Genomic DNA, 16,978 nt, shown 5'->3' with positions numbered 1-16,978 from the left:
GAGGGTCAAGGCGAGTGCCAGCCTCCGCCGAGGGCGGAACCGACGCCGCCGTCCGGGGCCCGGTTAGGGTGGAGCGCGTGAGCCTCCCCGACCTCTCCCCCGCCCCGCCAGCACCCTTCGACGAGCAGGAGCTGACGCTGCTGGCCGGCCTGGACTACCGCGAGCAGGACGCCCTGGCCGCCTCCACCCGGCTGCGCGCGGCCGGACTGGACGCGGACCGGGCCGCCGCCGTGCTGACCCAGGCCAAGCTGCGCGGCGAGGCCGCGGCCAAGTTCGGACCCGAGGCCGAGCACCTGCTGCTGACCCGGCCGGGGCTGGAGCAGGCCACCCGCCGGGCCGTGGCCGAGCACCACGCCGCCCGGTTGCGCGCGGCCGGACTGGGCTCGGTGGCGGACCTGGGCTGCGGGCTGGGCGCGGACACCCTGGCCTTCGCCCGGGCCGGGCTCTGCGTGCTGGCCGTGGAGATCGACCCGCACACGGCTGCCTGCGCGGCCGCGAACCTCCGGTCCTTCCCCGACGCCCGGGTGCTGGTCGGCGACGTCGAGCAGCTGGAGCCGGGGCAGCTGAGGTGCCCGGACGGCGGCGCGATGACGGCCCTGTGGCTGGATCCGGCCCGCCGGGAATCCGGCCGCGGGCGCACCCGGCAGCGGATCTTCGACCCCGAGGCCTTCTCCCCGCCGTTCTCCGTCATCCGCCGCCTGGCCGCGACCGGCGTGCCGATGGGGGTCAAGATGGGCCCGGGCATGGACCGGGCCGCGATCCCCCCGGAGGCCACCGCCGAATGGGTCAGCCACGGCGGGGACGTGGTGGAGGTCGTCCTGTGGTTCAACGCCCTGGCCACCCCCGGGGTGCGCCGGCGCGCCACCGTGCTGGGACCGGACCCGCTGGTCCCGCGGGCTCTGCACGTGCTGGACTCCCCCGTGGCCGCCGAGCAGGAGCCCGCGGCCCCCGTCGGCCCGCCCGGGGCGTACCTGTACGAACCCGACGGCGCCGTGATCCGCTCCGGGCAGGTGCGAGCCCTGGCCGAGGCCGTCGACGGGCACCTGCTGGATGAGCGCATCGCCTATGTGACCTCCGATGACGCCCGAGAGCTGGACTGGGCCCGGTGCTGGCGGATCGCGGTGCGCCTGCCCCTGCACGAGAAGACCCTGCGCCGCTGGGTGCGCGAGCACGGCGTCACGTCCCTGACCGTGAAGAAGCGGGGGGTCGACGTCGTGCCGGAGCGGCTGCGCAGGCGCCTGCTGGCCGGTGCGTCCCGGGGGCCGGGGTCAGGCGGGAGGCACGCGACGCTGCTCGCGACCCGCTGGGACGAGCCCGGCGGGGAGCAGCGGGCCTGCTTCGTCGTCGAACCCGTCTGAGCCCGCTCACCTGCTGGGATGCCGCCATCGGCCGGTGACCGGCGCGGATAGGATGAAGCGATCACGTCTGGAGGCCCTCATGCTCGAATTCGCCAGCTCCACCCAGTCCACCCTCGGCATCGAATGGGAGGTCGCCCTGGTGGACCGCGCCAGCGGCGCGATGATCGGGGCCGCGCCCGAGCTGTTCGAGGTGCTCACCGCACCTCACCGGGACCTCATCCACCCGGAGGGGCTGACCCCGCACCTGACCCGGGAGTTCCTGGCCAACACCATCGAGATGGTCACCGGCGTGAATGAGCGGGTCGGCGAGGCCGTCGAGCAGCTGGCCGGGATGGTCGAGAAGATCCGCCGCCACACCGACCCCCTGGGCGTGGAGATCTTCTCCGCCGGGACCCACCCCCTGGCCCGGTGGGAGGAGCAGGTCATCTCGGACAAGGAGCGCTACCGCAAGGTCCTGGAGCGCACGCAGTACTGGGGCTACCAGATGATGATCTACGGGGTGCACGTGCACGTGGGCGTGGATTCCCGGGACAAGGCCCTGCCCACCGTGAACCACCTGGTCAACCACTACGGGCACCTGCTGGCGCTGTCCGCGAACTCCCCGTTCTGGCAGGGCCACGACACCGGCTACGCCTCGCAGCGGGCCATGATCTTCCAGCAGATCCCGACCTCCGGGATGCCGTACCTGTTCCAGCGGTGGGAGGAGTTCGAGCAGTACACCCGGGATCTGATGGACACCGGCGTCATCGAGGAGGACTCGGAGAACCGCTGGGACGTGCGCCCGGTGCCGCGCTACGGCACCGTGGAGATGCGCATCTGCGACGGCGCCTCGACCCTGCAGGAGATCGGGGCCATGGCGGCCCTGACCCAGTGCCTGGCGGAGGAGGCCTCCCGCACCGTGGAGGCCGGCGGCACCATCCCAGTGCTGCGCCGCTGGAACGCGGAGGAGAACAAGTGGCGGGCGGCCCGCTACGGGCTGGATGCCGAGGTGATCCTGGATCCGAGCAACCGGGAGGCGCCGCTGCGCGAGGAGATCCCGCGGATGCTGGATCGACTGGCCCCGCTGGCCGATGACCTGGGCTGCGCCGAGGAGCTGGCGGAGATCGAGCGGATCCTGGAGCGCGGCACCGGGGCCGAGCGGCAGCGGCGGGTGGCCGCCCGGCACGACGGCGACCTGCGCGCCGTCGTGCGGGACCTGACCCGCCTGACCCGCACCGGGTACTGACCGGCGGCGGCCCGGGCCGGGTCTCAGGGCAGGCGGCTCACGAAAGGAGAATCAGGGCAGGCAGATCGAGGTGACCGGCAGGGACGGGTCCGGGGTGAAGCCCAGCCCCGTGGGGGCCGTGCCCGCCGCGACCAGGCGCGAGCCCAGGGCCGCGACCATCGCGCCGTTGTCCGTGCACAGGCTCAGCGGGGGCACCACCAGGCGCACCCCGTGCTGCCCGCAGCGCTGCTCGGCCAGGGCCCGCAGCCGCGAGTTGGCGGCCACGCCCCCGCCCAGCAGCAGCGTGCCGATGCCCTGCTCCGCGCAGGCCAGCATGGCCTTGGCGGTGATGACGTCGGCCACGGCCTCCTGGAAGGAGGCGGCGACGTCGGCCACCGGCACCGGCTCCCCGCGCGCCTCGAAGCCCTCCACCACCCGCGCCACGGCGGTCTTCAGCCCGGAGAACGAGAAGTCGTAGCGGTGCGGCCCGGGCGCCTCGGCGCTGCCGAGGTACTTGGGCGCACTGAGCCCCCGGGGGAAGCGGAAGGCCCGAGGGTCCCCCTCGCGGGCGACCCGATCGATCGCGGGACCCCCGGGGTAGGGCAGCCCGAGGATGCGGGCCACCTTGTCGTAGGCCTCCCCGGCCGCGTCATCCAGGGTCGCCCCGAGCAGGCGGACGTCCCCGGCGATGTCGTGCACTCGCAGGATCTCCGTGTGCCCCCCGGAGACCAGCAGCGCCCCGAGATCCTCCGGCAGCCTCCCGTCCGGGCCGGTGACCGCGCCGGACTGCCCCTCCAGCAGGCCCACCCCCACGTGCGCGACGAGGTGGTTGATCGCATACAGCGGCTTGCCGGTGGCCGCGGCCAGCGCCTTGGCCGCGGCCACCCCGACCATGAGCGCCCCGGCCAGGCCCGGGCCGCCGGTCACTGCGAGCGCGTCCACCTGCCCCAGCTCGACGTCGGCCTCGGTCAGGGCCGCGTCCAGCGCGGGGATCATGGCCTCCAGGTGCGCGCGGGAGGCGATCTCCGGGATCACCCCGCCGAAGCGCACGTGCTCGGCCATCGAGGAGGAGACGGTGTTGGTCAGCAGTCGGTTCCCGGCCACGATCCCGATCCCGGTCTCATCGCACGAGGACTCGATGCCCAGCACGATCGGCTCGCGGTTCATTCCTGCTCCTCCTCGGTCTGCGGGTTCCCGGCCAGCGCCTCGGCGCCGACGGCCCCGATCGACGCCGTCCCGGTGAGGGCGGCACCGGTCGGGCCGGCCCCGGTCAGCACCGCCCCGTCCCGTCCGGGCTGCGGGGCCAGGTCCTTCTGCATGATCACGGCGTCGGCCCCGTCCCGGTAGTAGCGGGGCCGGATGTGCACGGCGCGGTAGCCGAGCCCCTCGTACAGGGCGCGCGCCCGGGCGTTGTCCTGGCGGACCTCGAGCATCATCCGCTGCGCCCCGGCGGTGCGGGCCTGCTCGTGCATCCGGTGCAGCAGCCAGCGCCCGATGCCGCGGCCCTCGTGTTCGGGAGCCACGGCCACGGTCTGCACGTCGGCGATCTCGGCGACGGCCATCATCCCGGCGTAGGCGATGACCTGTTCGGCCTCGTCCAGGACCGCGGTGTAGGCGCGGGTCGGGTGGGCGATCTCGGCGCGGAACATCTCGACCGGCCAGGCGTCGTGCGGGAAGAGGCGGGTCTCCAGCGCGTGGACCGCGGGGATGTCCGCCGCGCTCATCGGGCGGTGGCGGCAGTCTGAGGGCAGGGCGGGGCTCATCGGGTGGCCTTCTTGCGGGCGGCGGGCACGACGGCGTCGGATTCGCGCAGGTACAGGGGGCTGGTGCCCGCATCCAGGCTGTTCAGGCCCCGGCGCACCCCGGCCCGGGCGAGGTCCGCGGCCTGCGGGTGCGCCTGCTCCCACCCGGGCAGGGCGGGCAGCTGCTCGGGGTACAGTCCGGCGCCGCGCCCGACGACGGGCGGCAGCCGGTCCTGCCCGGTCAGGGCAGGGCCCAGCAGGTCCCGGATCCCCTCGGCCTTCCCGACCGCGGGGCCGGCCTCGCGCGCCCAGCCCCGGGCGGGGTCGGTGCGGTAGGCCGCGGCGTAGACCTCTCTGCGGCGGGCGTCGGCGGCGGCCAGGAAGGGCGCGCCGTGGACGGGCAGGTCCCGGTGAGCCGCCTCGGCCAGGGCGTCCAGGCTCATGACCCCGCGCACGGGCACCCCCCAGGCCCAGCCCAGGGCCCGGGCGGTCATGATCCCGGCGCGCAGTCCGGTGAAGGGGCCGGGGCCGATGCCGACCAGGATGAGCCCCAGCGCCGTGCCGGGCACCCCGGCCTGCTCCAGGAGCCGACGCAGCCCCGGCGCGGTGGCCTCCGCGTGGGAGCGGGTGTCCTCGGTGGCGAAGGAGCCCAGCACCTCGGCGCGGCCGACGAGGTCGGGGCCCGCGGCCTCGGGGGCGCCGGCGTCGTCCGGCAGGCGCAGCAGGGCGCCGCTGGCGATGGAGGAGGTGTCGCAGCTGAGGATGAGCACCCGCCTAAGTGTAGTTCCCCCTCCCGACGCACCCCCGGGGCGCGTCAGCCGCGCAGGGCGGCCTCCAGGCGCCGGGCCAGGTCCCGCCCGGCCTGCCCGGTCCAGCGGGGCCCGAACGCCGCCAGCCGGGCCCGACGCGGGTCCTCGTCGTCCTCGTCGCCCTCCACCACCGGGGCGGCCTCCCCCGTGGCCCGCTCCAGGGTCAGCTCCAGGCGAGACTCGGCCAGGTGCTCCACCAGCCCGCGCCCCCATTCCACGACGGTCACGGCCCGGTCCTGGGTGGCCTCCAGATCCAGGTCGTCCACCTCCTCGACCGAGCCCAGCCGGTAGGCGTCCACGTGCACCAGGTCCGGTCCGCCGGGCCGGGGGCCGTCGGGGTCGTTGGGGTGGATGCGGGCCAGGACGAAGGTCGGGGAGATCACGGAGCCGCGCACCCCGAGGGCCTTCCCCAGGGCGCGGGTGAAGGTGGTCTTCCCGGCGCCGAGCTCACCGGTGAGCACCAGGAGGTCCCCGGCGCGCAGCGCGGCGGCCAGCGCCCGGGCCAGACGGCCGGTCGCGGCGAGGTCGGGCAGGGCCACCTCGGTCAGCGGTTTGGGCAGTGTCTCCTCTTCCCCGGGACCGGGGGCGGCGGGCCGGCTCATGCCGACTCCCCCGCCGCGGCCTCGCCCTGCCCGCGCGCCCCGTCGGCGGCCTCGGTCTCACCTTCGGCTTCGGAGCGGGGCGTGAGGTAGACCCGGTCCACGCGCGGGGAGATGCGGGTGACGATCTCGTAGTTGATGGTCCCGGCGGCCTGCGCCCACTCCTCCACCGCGGGGTTCTCCCCGGTGCCGAACAGCACGGCGGGGGCGTGCAGGTAGCCCAGGGCGGGGTCGCTCAGCCCGGGCTCGCCAAGGTCCACGACCATCTGGTCCATCGCGACCCGCCCCACGACCCGGAAGGTCCGGGCGGGCGCCCCGGCCGGGTGGATGCGCACCGGGCCGTGTTCGGCCACGCGGGGGACGCCGTCGGCGTAGCCGACCGGGATCAGGGCGAGGGTGGTGGGGGTCTCGGTTCGGTAGCGCAGCCCGTAGGAGACGCCCTGCCCGGCCGGGACCTCCTTGACGGAGTCCACGAAGGTCTGCAGGGTCATCGCCGGGCGCAGCCCCAGCTCCTCCGACGGGATGCCTGGGAACGGGGACAGGCCGTAGAGAGCCAGGCCCACGCGCACGGCGTCGCGCAGGATCTCCCGGTGCTGGGCGTCGTCGCCGTCGGCCAGGGCCCCGGGGGTGTTGGCCAGGTGGCAGGTCCGCGGGTTCAGGCCCACTTCCCGGGCCTGGGCGACGGCGGCGTCGAAGCGGGCCAGCTGCTCGCGGGTCTCCGGGCGGGTCGGCTCATCGGCCACGGCCAGGTGGGAGAAGATGCCCACCACCTGCACGAGGCCCTCCTGCTCCAGGGTCCTGGCCCGGGCGGCGAAGCCGGGCCAGTCGCGGGCGGTGGCGCCGTTGCGGCCCAGGCCAGTGTCGATCTTCAGGTGCACGCGCGCGGTGCTCCCGGTCTGCCGGGCGGCCTCGGCGGCGGCCTCCAGATCCCAGCCGGAGACCCCGAGCTCGACGTCGCGGGCCACAGCCGCGGCGAAGTCCGTGGCGCGGGTGTGCAGCCAGGCCAGCACGGGCGCGTCGATCCCGGCCTCGCGCAGCTCGAGGGCCTCGCGCACGTGGGCCACCCCCAGCATGTCGGCACCTGCGCGCAGGGCGGCCCGGGCCACGGGCACCGCACCGTGCCCGTAGGCGTCGGCCTTCACGACGGCGATCAGCCGGGCGGGGGCGCAGCGGCGACGCAGCACCCGGACGTTGTGCTCGACGGCGCCCAGGTCGATCAGCGCGGCCCGCTCCGGGGGGAGCTGGGCGGAATCGGCCGTGGGGAGCGTGCTGGATGAATCGGGATCGGCGGAGGGGTCGGGGCGCTGTTCGGGCTTGCTCATGCGGCCATTGTCCCACCGGTCCCCGCGCCCGCGCGCCGCACCCGGCGGGCGGTGCGCTGGACGGCGGGCAAGCGGACGCCGGGGTGTCGGTGAGCGCACCGCAGCGGCGCGCGGGCATGGCCTAGACTCGGGTGCTGTGACTGCGCCCCCGGATGCCCCACCACCCGCCGCCCAGCGCACCGTCGCCGCCGACGAGCGCGCCCCGGGATCCCGGGGGCTGGTCCTGCACGTGCTGAGCATGCACACCTCTCCCCTGGCCCAGCCCGGCGACGGGGACGCCGGGGGCATGAACGTCTACATCGCGCACCTGTGCGCCGCCCTGGCCCGCGCCGGGCATCGCGTGGAGGTCTTCACCCTGGACACCTCGCCCGACGCCGCGAGCGCCCCGTCCGTGCGCACCGCGAGCCCCGCGCCGGGACTGCGGGTGCACACCCTGGCCCTGCCCGCGGCCGCCGGGGCCGGCAAGGCGGATCTCGCCCGGCTGACCGGGGCCTTCGGGCGCGCCTGCGCCGAGGTGGCGCAGCGGCTGCCGGCCCCGGATGCGCTGCACGCGCACTACTGGCTGTCCGGGCAGGCCGCCCTGAGCCTGCGCGAGCAGCTGGGGCGCACGGCGGAGCGGCTGCCGCTGGTGCTGACCCTGCACACCACGGCCCGGATCAAGAACCGCCACGCCGGGGCCGGGGAGCCGCCGGAACCGCAGGAGCGGGCCGCGGCCGAAGAGGAGCTGCTGCGCGCTACCCAGGCCGTGATCGCCAACACCGACACCGAAGCGCGGGAGCTCGTGCAGCTGTACGGGGCGGATCCGCGGCGGCTGCACACGGTGCCCCCGGGGGTGGACGCCGCGGTCTTCCACCCGGACCCCGAGCGACCCACCTCCCCAGCGCCCGCCTCGCAGGAACCCGGATCGCAGACACTCGCCTCTCCGGAGTCCGCGCCGGAGGATGCCGCACCATCCGCGCGGGAGACGAGCGAGGACCCCGCGCCGTTCCGCATCCTGTTCGCCGGGCGTCCCCAGCCACTGAAGGGCCCCGAGATCCTGATCCGAGCCCTGCCGGAGCTGATCCGCCGGGTCCCGGGGGCGCGGCTGGAGATCCGCGGCAGCGCCTCCCCGCAGTACCTGACGCGGCTGCGCGCGCTGGCCCGGGACGAGGGCGTCCTGGCGCGCTGCCGGTTCACCCCGGCCTGCCCCGCGCCCCAGCTCGCGTCCGCGATGCGCGCGGCCGACGTCGTGGCCTGCCCCTCCTCCTCCGAGACCTTCGGTCTGGTGGCCCTGGAGGCCCAGGCCTGCGGCACCCCGGTGGCCGCCTCCGACGTCGGCGGGCTGCGCACCGCCCTGGAGGACGGGCGCGCCGGGCTGCTGGTGCCCGAGCGCACCCCGCGGGCCTGGGCCCGGTCCCTGGCGCTGCTGGCCGAGGATCCGGCGCTGCGCGCCCGGCTGCGCGCCCGCGGCCTGGCCCACGCCCGCACCCTGACCTGGGACGACGCCGCACGACGCACCGCCGCGGTCTACGCCGCCGTGGTGGGCGCCCGCTGACCCGCGGGCCTCGTGCCTCGGTCTGCCCCCCCACACCCGATCTGACCTGACCCCCACCCCGATCCCCGACCCGAGAGGACCTCGTGAACACCGCCGCCTCCACCCCGACGAGCCCCGACGCCGAGGCCGCGCTGCGCGAGCACCTGGATCGCGCCCGCATCACCGGCCGGGTGGCCACCCCGCGGGAGGACAACCTCGCCCACATCCAGGGCTTCCTGGACGGCGTCGAGCACCTGGGCTTCGGCGTGGTCCAGGACCACCCGTGGACCTGGGAGGAGGTGTTCGCGCTGATGGTGGAGAAGGTCGGGATCGACCCGGACCCGCGGCATCGAGAAGGCCAGGACACGATCGGCGCCCGGCAGTGCGTCACCGCCCTGCGCACCTACCGGCGCCTGCTGCACGAGGCCGTGGACCGCGGCGCGCGCCTGCTGTTCGCCACCGGGCACCCGGCCGGGCTCTACCCGATCTACCGGGAGCTGGCCGCGTGGGCCGAGTCCCGCGGGGCCGAGGTGGTGGGCATCGAGGAGGGCATCGCCTTCGACGGCGGGGACCTGCGCCAGATCGAGGGCGTGGTGATGTTCCAGCAGTACGGCTCCCTGGCCCATACCCACCTGCCGCAGCCGATGGACCTGGTCCTGGAGCAGCTGCGCCGCAGCCCGTCCGGTCTGCCGGATCTGGTGATCGCCGATCACGGCTGGGCCGGGGCCGCCGCCCAGGCGGGGCTGGCGACCCTGGGCATCGCCGACTGCAACGACCCGGGCCTGTTCGTCTCCGAGGCCCAGGGTCAGCTGCTGGTGGCGGTGCCGATGGATGACAACGTCCTGCCGCACCTGTACGAGCCGGTGATCCGCTACCTGACCGCACGGGACTGACGCCCGCATCACCCGGGTCCCGGGCGGGCGGGCCCCAGCGGCTCCCTATACAGAGGGGCGGGGGACGGAATCAGCGCGACCCCGCGGGGACCCCGCGGGCCGCGCGATACGGGGCGGTCGGGGACCGCCCGCGTTCCGTCCCGATCGATCACATCAGACTTCTTGGGGGAGAGGTTCCGAAGACCGTGGCACCACGCGCGCACCGGCCGCCGCTGACCGACGGCGACGTCCATCGCATGACCTGGCCGAACAAGGCCGTCCGAGTCCTGGCGGTCACCGACGCCCTGTGCATCATCCTGGCGGTGGTCGTGGCCCAGGCAGTGCGCTTCACGGACGACGGCGCCCACCTGCCCACCACCACCGGGGACTCCTCGGTCTCCTACACGCTGCTCTCGGCCTGCCTGGTGCTGGCCTGGTGGGGTGCCCTGTGGCTCGGGGGCGCGAGGAACTCCCGGATCCTGGGGGCCGGCAACGCCGAGTACATCGCGGTGGTGCGCTCATCGCTGTGGCTGTTCGCCGCGATCGCGATCGTCTCCTACGCCTTCGCGGTGCCGCTGGCCCGCGGATACGTGCTCATCGCGCTGCCGGTGGGACTGGTCCTGCTGATGCTGGCCCGGTGGGCCTTCCGCGTGTGGCTGGTGCGCCGACGCAGCAGCGGACGCGCCCTGATCCGGGTGCTCATCATCGGCGACGCCCCGTCCTCGGCGCACCTGGCCAACGTGCTGCACGGGGCCCCGGCCTACGGATACAGGCCGGTCGCGGCGTACCTGGCCGGGTCCGCGCCGGGCAGCGTGCTGGAGGAGCACCCCGAGCTGCCCATCCTGGGCTACGCCCCGGACCCGGAGCAGATCATGGCGGCGGTGCAGGAGCTGGCGATCGACGTCGTGGCCGTGTCCACCGGTCACCGGATCAAGCCCCGGCGGATGCGCCGCCTGGGCTGGCTGCTGGCCGATGAGCACGTGGGCCTGATGATGGCCACATCGCCGGGCCCCGCTTCCACACCCAGCCCCTGAACGGGCTGCCGCTGATCCACGTGGGCACCCCGCGCATGCGCGGGCCCGCAGCCGCCGTCAAGCGCCTCATCGACGTCGTGGCCTCCGCCGTCGGCCTGCTGCTGCTCTCGCCCGTGCTGCTGGTGCTGGCCCTGCTGGTCAAGGCGGACTCCCCCGGCGGGCCGGTGCTGTTCCGCCAGGAGCGGGTCGGCTACCAGGGCGAGCCCTTCCGGATGCTGAAGTTCCGCTCCATGGTCCCGAACGCGGAGCAGCTCAAAGCCCAGCTGATGGAGCGCAACGAGGGCAACGGCGTGCTGTTCAAGATGGCCGACGACCCGCGGATCACCGGGTGGGCCGGTTCATGCGCCGGTACTTCCTGGACGAGCTGCCGCAGCTGTTCAACGTGCTGCGCGGGGACATGTCCCTGGTGGGTCCGCGCCCGCCGCTGCGCGAGGAGGTCGAGCACTACGAGCAGGACGTGCACCGGCGGCTGCTCGTCAAGCCCGGCATCACCGGGCTGTGGCAGGTCTCCGGGCGCTCGGACCTCTCCTGGGAGGAATCCACCCGCCTGGACCTGTACTACGTGGAGAACTGGTCCGTGCTCTCGGATCCGCTGATCCTGCTGAAGACCGTGCGCGCGGTGGTCGGCAAGGACGGCGCCTACTGACCATCGGCCAGCCGGCCCAGCACCTCCGGGATCCGCTCGGCGGCTACCGTCGGCGGCACGGGCCCGGGGGCGGCGGTGGAGATCCCGCGCTGCACCAGCAGCCCGGCCGCCGCAACGCCGGCCCACTCGCCGTCGGCGCCCTCGGCCCGGCCCGCCTCGACCCGCGCCCAGTGCGCGGCCAGTCCCGCGCCGAGGATCCCGGAGAGGGTGTCCCCGGAGCCCGCGGTGGACAGCCACGCGCTGTTGCCGCGGTGGGCCCACACGGTGCCGTCCGGGGCCGCGACCAGCGTCGTGGTGCCCTTGAGCAGCAGGGTCCCGCCGAGCGCCTCCCGCGCCGCGCGCACCCACACGAAGGGCGCCGCCTCGATCTGGGCGCGGCTCGGGGAGGTCTGCACCTCCTCGTCCTCGGGAAGCCCGGCCTCCCGGGCGGCGCGCACCAGCCGTTCCCCGCGCTCCGGGGCGAGCCGGGCCACCCATTCGAGGGCCTGGGCCAGCTCCCCGGCGTGCGGGGTGAGCAGCACGTGCGCGGGGGCCGGGTCGCCGTCGGCGGCGCGGTGGGCCAGCATCTCGATCGCCGCGGCGTCGGCCAGCACCGGCACCCCGGCGTCCAGGGCCTGCTCGACCTGGGCCTGCTGGGCGCGGTCGGTGGCCCCGGAGCCCACGGCCCAGGCCTGCACCCGGTGGGCCCCGACGTGCTCGCTGCGCACGGCCTCGGGGGTGCTCACCGCGAGCGCCGAGGCCAGGGCGTCCCCGCCGACGAAGCGGACCATCCCGGCCCCGGCCCGCACCGCCGCGTGCACGCACATCAGCCCGGCCCCGGGGTACTGGTCCGAGCCCGCCACGGTGCCCAGCACCCCGCGGGAGTACTTCTGATCCCCCTCCACCGGCAAGGACCAGTACCGGGGGAAGTCCTCCTCCTCGGCCTCGCGCAGCGCGGGCGCGGGCAGGTCCGCGCCGATCCCGAGGTCGGCACAGCGGATCCGGCCCACCAGGGAGGGCTTGGGCGTGGCCAACAGGCCGCTCTTGATGCCGATGAAGGTCACGGTGGCGTCCGCGGCCAGCACCGGCCCGGCGACGGCGCCGGTGGTGGCATCCAGCCCGGAGGGCACGTCGCAGGCCAGCACCAGCGGGCGGGCCCAGCCCCCGGTGCTCCGATGCCCGGCGCTCCGATGCTCGGTGTTCCGATGCTCGGTGTTCCGCCCGGTGCTCTCCTGGATCCGCCGGACGAGCTCGGCCGGGGCCTCGCGCAGGCCGCCGCGACCGCCGGTGCCGAGCATCCCGTCGATGATCAGGTCCGCGCAGGCGGCGGCCCGGGCGCAGGCCGGCGCGCCGGCCTCCCCCAGCCCCAGGACGAAGCCGCCGGCCCCGCGCAGGTCGGCCAGGCCCTCCTCGTGGGCCTCGGAGCCGGTGAGCACCGCGGTGACGCGGGCGCCGCGGGCGCGCAGCAGGGCACCGGCGTGCAGGGCGTCCCCGCCGTTGTTCCCGGAACCGGCCAGCACCACGACGTCGGCGCCGTAGGCCCCGGAGGGCCGGTGCCGCAGCATCCGGGCGGCCTCGACGGCCAGGGCGTGGGCGGCACGGGCCATCAGGGGCGCTCCGGCGGCCAGGTGGGGCTTCTCGGTGGCGGTGATCTGCTCGGCGGTGTAGGCGTTCAGGACCATGTGGACTCCTCCCAGCGGCGGGCCAGCTCCAGCTCGTCGGGGCTCAGGTGCTCGGCGATCACGGTGGCGACCGCGACCCCGGCGTCGTGGGTGATGGACAGGTGCCAGCGGTTGATGCCCAGCCGCTGGGCGGTCTCCTGCACGGTGCCGGTGACCACCAGGCGCGGTGCGCCGTCGGCGTTCTTGCGCACCCAGCAGTGCTTCCAGATCATCCCGGGCGGGGCGTGCAGGGTCTTGGCGACGGCCTCGCGCACCGCGAAGCGCCCGGCCAGGGTGTGGGCGGGCAGCTCGTGCTCCTCGGGGGTGAACAGTCGATCCAGCAGGCGGGGGGTGCGCTCGATGATGCGGCGGAACCGCTCGATGTCCACCACGTCCACGCCGGTGCCCATGATCATCGGTGCCCTCCTTGCGGGGTCGGTGCCGTCCCGGGTCCCGCCCGGGGTGGTGCTGCGGATGCGACGGCGCCCGCCGCACGGGTCTCGCGCGGCGGGCGCCGTCGGGGGTGTCGCCTCGTGGGGGTCCGGCTACTCCACGGTCACGGACTTGGCGAGGTTGCGCGGCTGGTCCACGTCGTAGCCCTTGGCCGCGGCCATCGCGCAGGCGAAGATCTGCAGGGGCACGGTGGCCAGCAGCGGCTGCATGAGGGTCGGGGCCTGGGGGATGCGGATCACGTGGTTGGCGAACTGCTCCACCGCCTCGTCGCCCTCCTCGGCGATGACGATGGTGATGGCGCCGCGGGCGCGGATCTCCTGGATGTTGGAGACCACCTTGGCGTGCAGGGAGTCCCGTCCGCGCGGGGAGGGCACGATGACGAAGACCGGCTGACCCTCCTCGACCAGCGCGATCGGCCCGTGCTTGAGCTCCCCGGCGGCGAAGCCCTCCGCGTGGATGTAGGCGATCTCCTTGAGCTTCAGCGCCCCCTCCAGGGCCACGGGGAAGCCGACGTGGCGGCCCAGGAACAGCACGGAGCCGGCGTCGACCATGTCGGTGCCGAGCTTCTTGACCTGCTCCTCGGCGTCGATGACGGCCTGGACCTTCTCCGGCATGGCCTGCAGCTCCTCGAGCACGTCCTTGATCTCGTCGGCGTACATGTTCCCGCGCAGCTGGGCGAGGTAGAGCCCGAGGAGGTAGGCCGCGGTGATCTGGGCGAGGAAGGCCTTGGTGGAGGCCACCGCGATCTCCGGGCCGGCGTGGGTGTAGAGGGACGCATCGGATTCGCGCGGGATGGAGGAGCCGTTGGTGTTGCAGATCGCGATGACCTTGGCGCCCTGCTCCCGGGCGTGGCGCACGGCCATGATGGTGTCCATGGTCTCCCCGGACTGGGACAGGGCCACCACGAGGGTCTTCTCGTTGACGATGGGGTCCCGGTAGCGGAACTCGTGGGCCAGCTCCACCTCGGTGGGGATGCGGCACCAGTGCTCGATGGCGTAGCGGGCGACCTGCCCGGCGTAGGCGGCGGTGCCGCAGGCGATGACCACGATCTTGTCCACGCTGCGTAGCACGGACTCGTCGATGCGCAGCTCGTCCAGGGTCAGGCGGCCCTTCTCGTCCAGGCGGCCCAGAAGGGTGTCGCGCACGGCGGCGGGCTGGTCGTGGATCTCCTTGTCCATGAAGGAGTCGTAGCCGTCCTTCTCGGCGGCGGCGGCGTCCCACTTGACCTCGAAGGGCTTGCCCTCGGCGGGGGTGCCGTGGAAGTCGGTGATCTCGTAGGAGTCGGGGGTGATGGTGACGATCTGGTCGTTGTCCATCTCCACGGCCTGCTTGGTGTAGTCGATGAACCCGGAGACGTCCGAGCCGAGGAAGTTCTCCCCCTCCCCCAGGCCGATGACCAGCGGGGAGTTGCGTCGGGCGGCGACGATGCGGTCCTCGTGGTCGGCGTGGATGGCCAGCAGGGTGAAGGCGCCCTCCAGGCGCTGGCAGGTCAGCTGCATCGCGCGGGTGAGGTCCTCGTCGGCCTCGTGGGCGTAGATCTCGGCCAGCAGGGTCGCGGCGACCTCGGTGTCCGTCTCGGAGACGAACTCGTAGCCCTTGCCGGTCAGTTCGGTGCGCAGCTCGGAGAAGTTCTCGATGATGCCGTTGTGCACCACGGCCAGGCGTCCGTCCGCGACCACGTGCGGGTGGGCGTTGACGTCGGTGGGGCCGCCGTGGGTGGCCCAGCGGGTGTGCCCGATGCCGTTGACCGCGTCCGGCAGGGGGTGAGCCGCAAGCTCGGCGTCGAGCTGGGAGACCTTCCCGGCCTTCTTCCGGGCCTCGATCCGGCCGTCCGCGATGACGGCGACGCCGGCGGAGTCGTAGCCGCGGTATTCCAGGCGGCGCAGGCCCTCGAGGATCACGTCGAGGGCGGTGTACTCACGATCGGCTGCCGCAGGGGTGCCCACATATCCAACGATTCCACACATGCGGGCCAGTTTATCCCACCGGTGTCATCCTGGGAGTTCGCTGGCAGCTGTACCGCGGGCCGGGAGCTAGACTGGTGCCCCGTGACTTCCGTCCCGGCCCCACCGCGCACCACGCCGTTCGTGTCCCTGGACCGGGACACCTGGTCTCGGCTCTCGGATGAGATCGAGGTGCCGCTGACCTCCGCGGAGATCGAGCGGCTGCGCGGGATGGGCGATGTGCTGGACGTGGAGGAGGTTCGGCAGGTCTATCTGCCGCTGTCCCGGCTGCTGAACCTGTACGCGAACGCCGCCGGCTCCCTGAACGAGGCGACCAACGACTTCCTCGGCGGGCACCACCAGCGCACCCCGTTCGTCATCGGCGTGGCCGGTTCCGTGGCCGCCGGCAAGTCCACGACGGCGCGGCTGCTGCGGGCCCTGATGAGCCGCTGGCCCACCACCCCGGACGTGCAGCTGGTGACCACCGACGGCTTCCTGCACCCCAACGCGGTGCTGCGCGAGCGGGGGCTCATGGAGCGCAAGGGCTTCCCAGAGTCCTACGACCGGCGGGCCCTGCTGCGCTTCGTCGCCGAGATCAAATCCGGCGCGCCCCGGGTCACCGCGCCGAAGTACTCTCACGTCACCTACGACATCCTCCCGGACGAGGAGGTGGTGGTCACACGCCCGGACGTGCTCATCGTGGAGGGGCTGAATGTGCTGGCCCCCGCCCAGCTGTCCGCCGACGACAAGGGGGCGCTGGCCCTGTCGGACTTCTTCGACTTCTCCGTGTACGTGGACGCGCGCACCCAGGACATCGAACGGTGGTACGTCAACCGCTTCCTGTCCCTGCGCGACTCCGCCTTCCGGGACCCCCGCTCCTACTTCCGCAAGTACGCTGGCCTGACCGACGCCGAGGCTTCCGCGACCGCCCTGGACATCTGGCGGCGCATCAACGAGCCCAACCTCGTGCAGAACGTGGGCCCCACCCGGGGCCGGGCCAAGCTCATCCTGTCCAAGGACGCCGACCACACCATCCGCCGCGTGCTGCTGAGGAAGACCTGATGCCCCGACTGCGCCTGATCGCCGCACCCGCCGTCCTGCTGCTCGGGCTGACCGGCTGCGCCGCCGGATCCTACGACGACGCCGGATCCCCCGCCCCGACGGCCTCGGCCGGGACCGCGACGACCGCGACCGAGCCGTCCGCGGCAGCCAGCGACACCGCGAGCGCTCCCGCCGCCTCTGCCTCGGCCGCACCCGGGGAGCACCTGGACATCTCCTCCCCGGACTCCCCCACGGTGCTGGTGAACAAGACCCACCCGATGGACCCGATCGACTGGGCCCCGCAGGACCTGCAGACCGTGGGCTCGGTGCAGCTGCGAGCCGACGCCGCCGCGGCCGCCCGCCGGATGATCGAGGCCGCGGCTCGGGACGGGGTGAGCCTGAGCCCCATCTCCGGCTACCGCTCCCACCAGACCCAGGAGGCCACCTACCGGCAGTGGGTGAGCACCTACGGGCAGGAGCGGGCCGACGTCGCCTCCGCCCGGCCCGGGTACTCGGAGCACCAGACGGGGCTGGCCGTGGACTTCGGCGGGTCCGGGGCGTGCGATCTGCTGCCGTGCTTCCGGGACACCCCGGCGGCGCACTGGCTCGCCGAGCACGGCGCAGAGTACGGGTTCATCCTGCGTTTTCCCTGGCAGCAGCAGGACACCACCGGGTACTGGTTCGAGTCCTGGCACCTGCGCTGGATCGGGCAGGAGCAGGCCCAGCGGTACCGGGATTCCGGGGTCCACAGCTACGAGGAGTTCGTGGGGGCGGGGCCGGCCCCGAGCTACCGGGACTGATC

General features: G+C 74.3%; 15 protein-coding genes and 1 pseudogene. 8 read left to right on the top strand and 8 right to left on the bottom strand.

Annotated features, from left to right (window positions below):
* Positions 1–77: 77 nt before the first annotated feature.
* On the top strand, positions 78–1,358 hold the full coding sequence (locus tag NQ707_RS00745; RefSeq protein WP_404434132.1) for an SAM-dependent methyltransferase: 1,281 nt from the start codon (positions 78–80) through the stop codon (positions 1,356–1,358).
* Positions 1,359–1,437: 79 nt separating this feature from the next.
* Complete coding sequence (locus NQ707_RS00740; RefSeq protein ID WP_232238473.1) at positions 1,438–2,583, top strand: glutamate--cysteine ligase; 1,146 nt, start codon at positions 1,438–1,440, stop codon at positions 2,581–2,583.
* Between the two features lie 51 nt (positions 2,584–2,634).
* On the opposite strand, the gene tsaD is transcribed toward NQ707_RS00740, so the two are convergent.
* Genes tsaD through alr form a run of 5 tightly spaced genes read right to left on the bottom strand, consistent with a single transcriptional unit; the run spans position 2,635 to position 7,034 of the window.
* Positions 2,635–3,729 (bottom strand): tRNA (adenosine(37)-N6)-threonylcarbamoyltransferase complex transferase subunit TsaD, encoded by a 1,095-nt coding sequence (gene tsaD / locus NQ707_RS00735; protein WP_055684538.1) that lies wholly within the window; start codon positions 3,727–3,729, stop codon positions 2,635–2,637.
* The gene (rimI, locus tag NQ707_RS00730) at positions 3,726–4,325 is read right to left on the bottom strand and encodes a ribosomal protein S18-alanine N-acetyltransferase (RefSeq protein WP_081275374.1); all 600 of its coding nucleotides are present in this window, start codon (positions 4,323–4,325) and stop codon (positions 3,726–3,728) included. Before rimI ends, tsaD begins: the two co-directional genes overlap by 4 nt.
* Positions 4,322–5,074, bottom strand: a complete 753-nt coding sequence (gene tsaB / locus NQ707_RS00725; protein ID WP_055684539.1) for a tRNA (adenosine(37)-N6)-threonylcarbamoyltransferase complex dimerization subunit type 1 TsaB — start codon at positions 5,072–5,074, stop codon at positions 4,322–4,324. Before tsaB ends, rimI begins: the two co-directional genes overlap by 4 nt.
* A gap of 44 nt (positions 5,075–5,118) precedes the next feature.
* A complete protein-coding gene (gene tsaE / locus NQ707_RS00720) occupies positions 5,119–5,715 on the bottom strand; it encodes a tRNA (adenosine(37)-N6)-threonylcarbamoyltransferase complex ATPase subunit type 1 TsaE (RefSeq protein WP_081046245.1) in 597 nt (198 codons plus the stop codon).
* Positions 5,712–7,034 carry an alanine racemase gene (gene alr, locus NQ707_RS00715; RefSeq protein ID WP_055684540.1) on the bottom strand — a complete coding sequence of 441 codons (1,323 nt, stop codon included), beginning with the start codon at positions 7,032–7,034 and terminating at the stop codon, positions 5,712–5,714. Before alr ends, tsaE begins: the two co-directional genes overlap by 4 nt.
* A gap of 136 nt (positions 7,035–7,170) precedes the next feature.
* Here alr and NQ707_RS00710 point away from each other — a divergent pair, with 136 nt between their 5' ends.
* The 4 genes and pseudogenes from NQ707_RS00710 (at position 7,171) to NQ707_RS00695 (ending at position 11,099) form a co-directional block, all read left to right on the top strand.
* Positions 7,171–8,568, top strand: a complete 1,398-nt coding sequence (locus NQ707_RS00710) for a glycosyltransferase (protein WP_404434122.1) — start codon at positions 7,171–7,173, stop codon at positions 8,566–8,568.
* A gap of 83 nt (positions 8,569–8,651) precedes the next feature.
* A complete protein-coding gene (locus tag NQ707_RS00705; RefSeq protein ID WP_224799838.1) occupies positions 8,652–9,440 on the top strand; it encodes a phosphatase in 789 nt (262 codons plus the stop codon).
* A gap of 185 nt (positions 9,441–9,625) precedes the next feature.
* Positions 9,626–10,453 (top strand): nucleoside-diphosphate sugar epimerase/dehydratase, encoded by an 828-nt coding sequence (locus NQ707_RS00700; RefSeq protein WP_404434118.1) that lies wholly within the window; start codon positions 9,626–9,628, stop codon positions 10,451–10,453.
* A gap of 35 nt (positions 10,454–10,488) precedes the next feature.
* Positions 10,489–11,099 (top strand): annotated as a pseudogene (locus NQ707_RS00695) (exopolysaccharide biosynthesis polyprenyl glycosylphosphotransferase).
* Here the strand turns inward: NQ707_RS00695 and NQ707_RS00690 are convergent.
* From NQ707_RS00690 to glmS, 3 genes are all read right to left on the bottom strand, one after another.
* Positions 11,093–12,760 carry a bifunctional ADP-dependent NAD(P)H-hydrate dehydratase/NAD(P)H-hydrate epimerase gene (locus NQ707_RS00690; RefSeq protein ID WP_404434115.1) on the bottom strand — a complete coding sequence of 556 codons (1,668 nt, stop codon included), beginning with the start codon at positions 12,758–12,760 and terminating at the stop codon, positions 11,093–11,095. The pseudogene NQ707_RS00695 and the gene NQ707_RS00690 sit on opposite strands and share 7 nt — an antisense overlap.
* Positions 12,751–13,155, bottom strand: a complete 405-nt coding sequence (locus NQ707_RS00685) for a holo-ACP synthase (protein ID WP_058730621.1) — start codon at positions 13,153–13,155, stop codon at positions 12,751–12,753. The genes NQ707_RS00690 and NQ707_RS00685 overlap by 10 nt, the downstream gene beginning before the upstream one ends.
* A gap of 129 nt (positions 13,156–13,284) precedes the next feature.
* On the bottom strand, positions 13,285–15,159 hold the full coding sequence (gene glmS, locus NQ707_RS00680) for a glutamine--fructose-6-phosphate transaminase (isomerizing) (RefSeq protein WP_404434111.1): 1,875 nt from the start codon (positions 15,157–15,159) through the stop codon (positions 13,285–13,287).
* Between the two features lie 81 nt (positions 15,160–15,240).
* On the opposite strand from glmS, the gene coaA reads away from it, so the two are divergent.
* Positions 15,241–16,197, top strand: a complete 957-nt coding sequence (gene coaA / locus NQ707_RS00675; protein ID WP_404434109.1) for a type I pantothenate kinase — start codon at positions 15,241–15,243, stop codon at positions 16,195–16,197.
* The gene (locus NQ707_RS00670) at positions 16,197–16,976 is read left to right on the top strand and encodes a M15 family metallopeptidase (protein WP_404434105.1); all 780 of its coding nucleotides are present in this window, start codon (positions 16,197–16,199) and stop codon (positions 16,974–16,976) included. The genes coaA and NQ707_RS00670 overlap by 1 nt, the downstream gene beginning before the upstream one ends.
* The last annotated feature ends 2 nt before the right edge of the window (positions 16,977–16,978 follow it).

Source organism: Rothia sp. BD8 (assembly GCF_044878465.1).
GTDB lineage: Bacteria > Actinomycetota > Actinomycetes > Actinomycetales > Micrococcaceae > Rothia > Rothia kristinae.
This window is presented reverse-complemented; position numbering and strand designations above follow the sequence as displayed.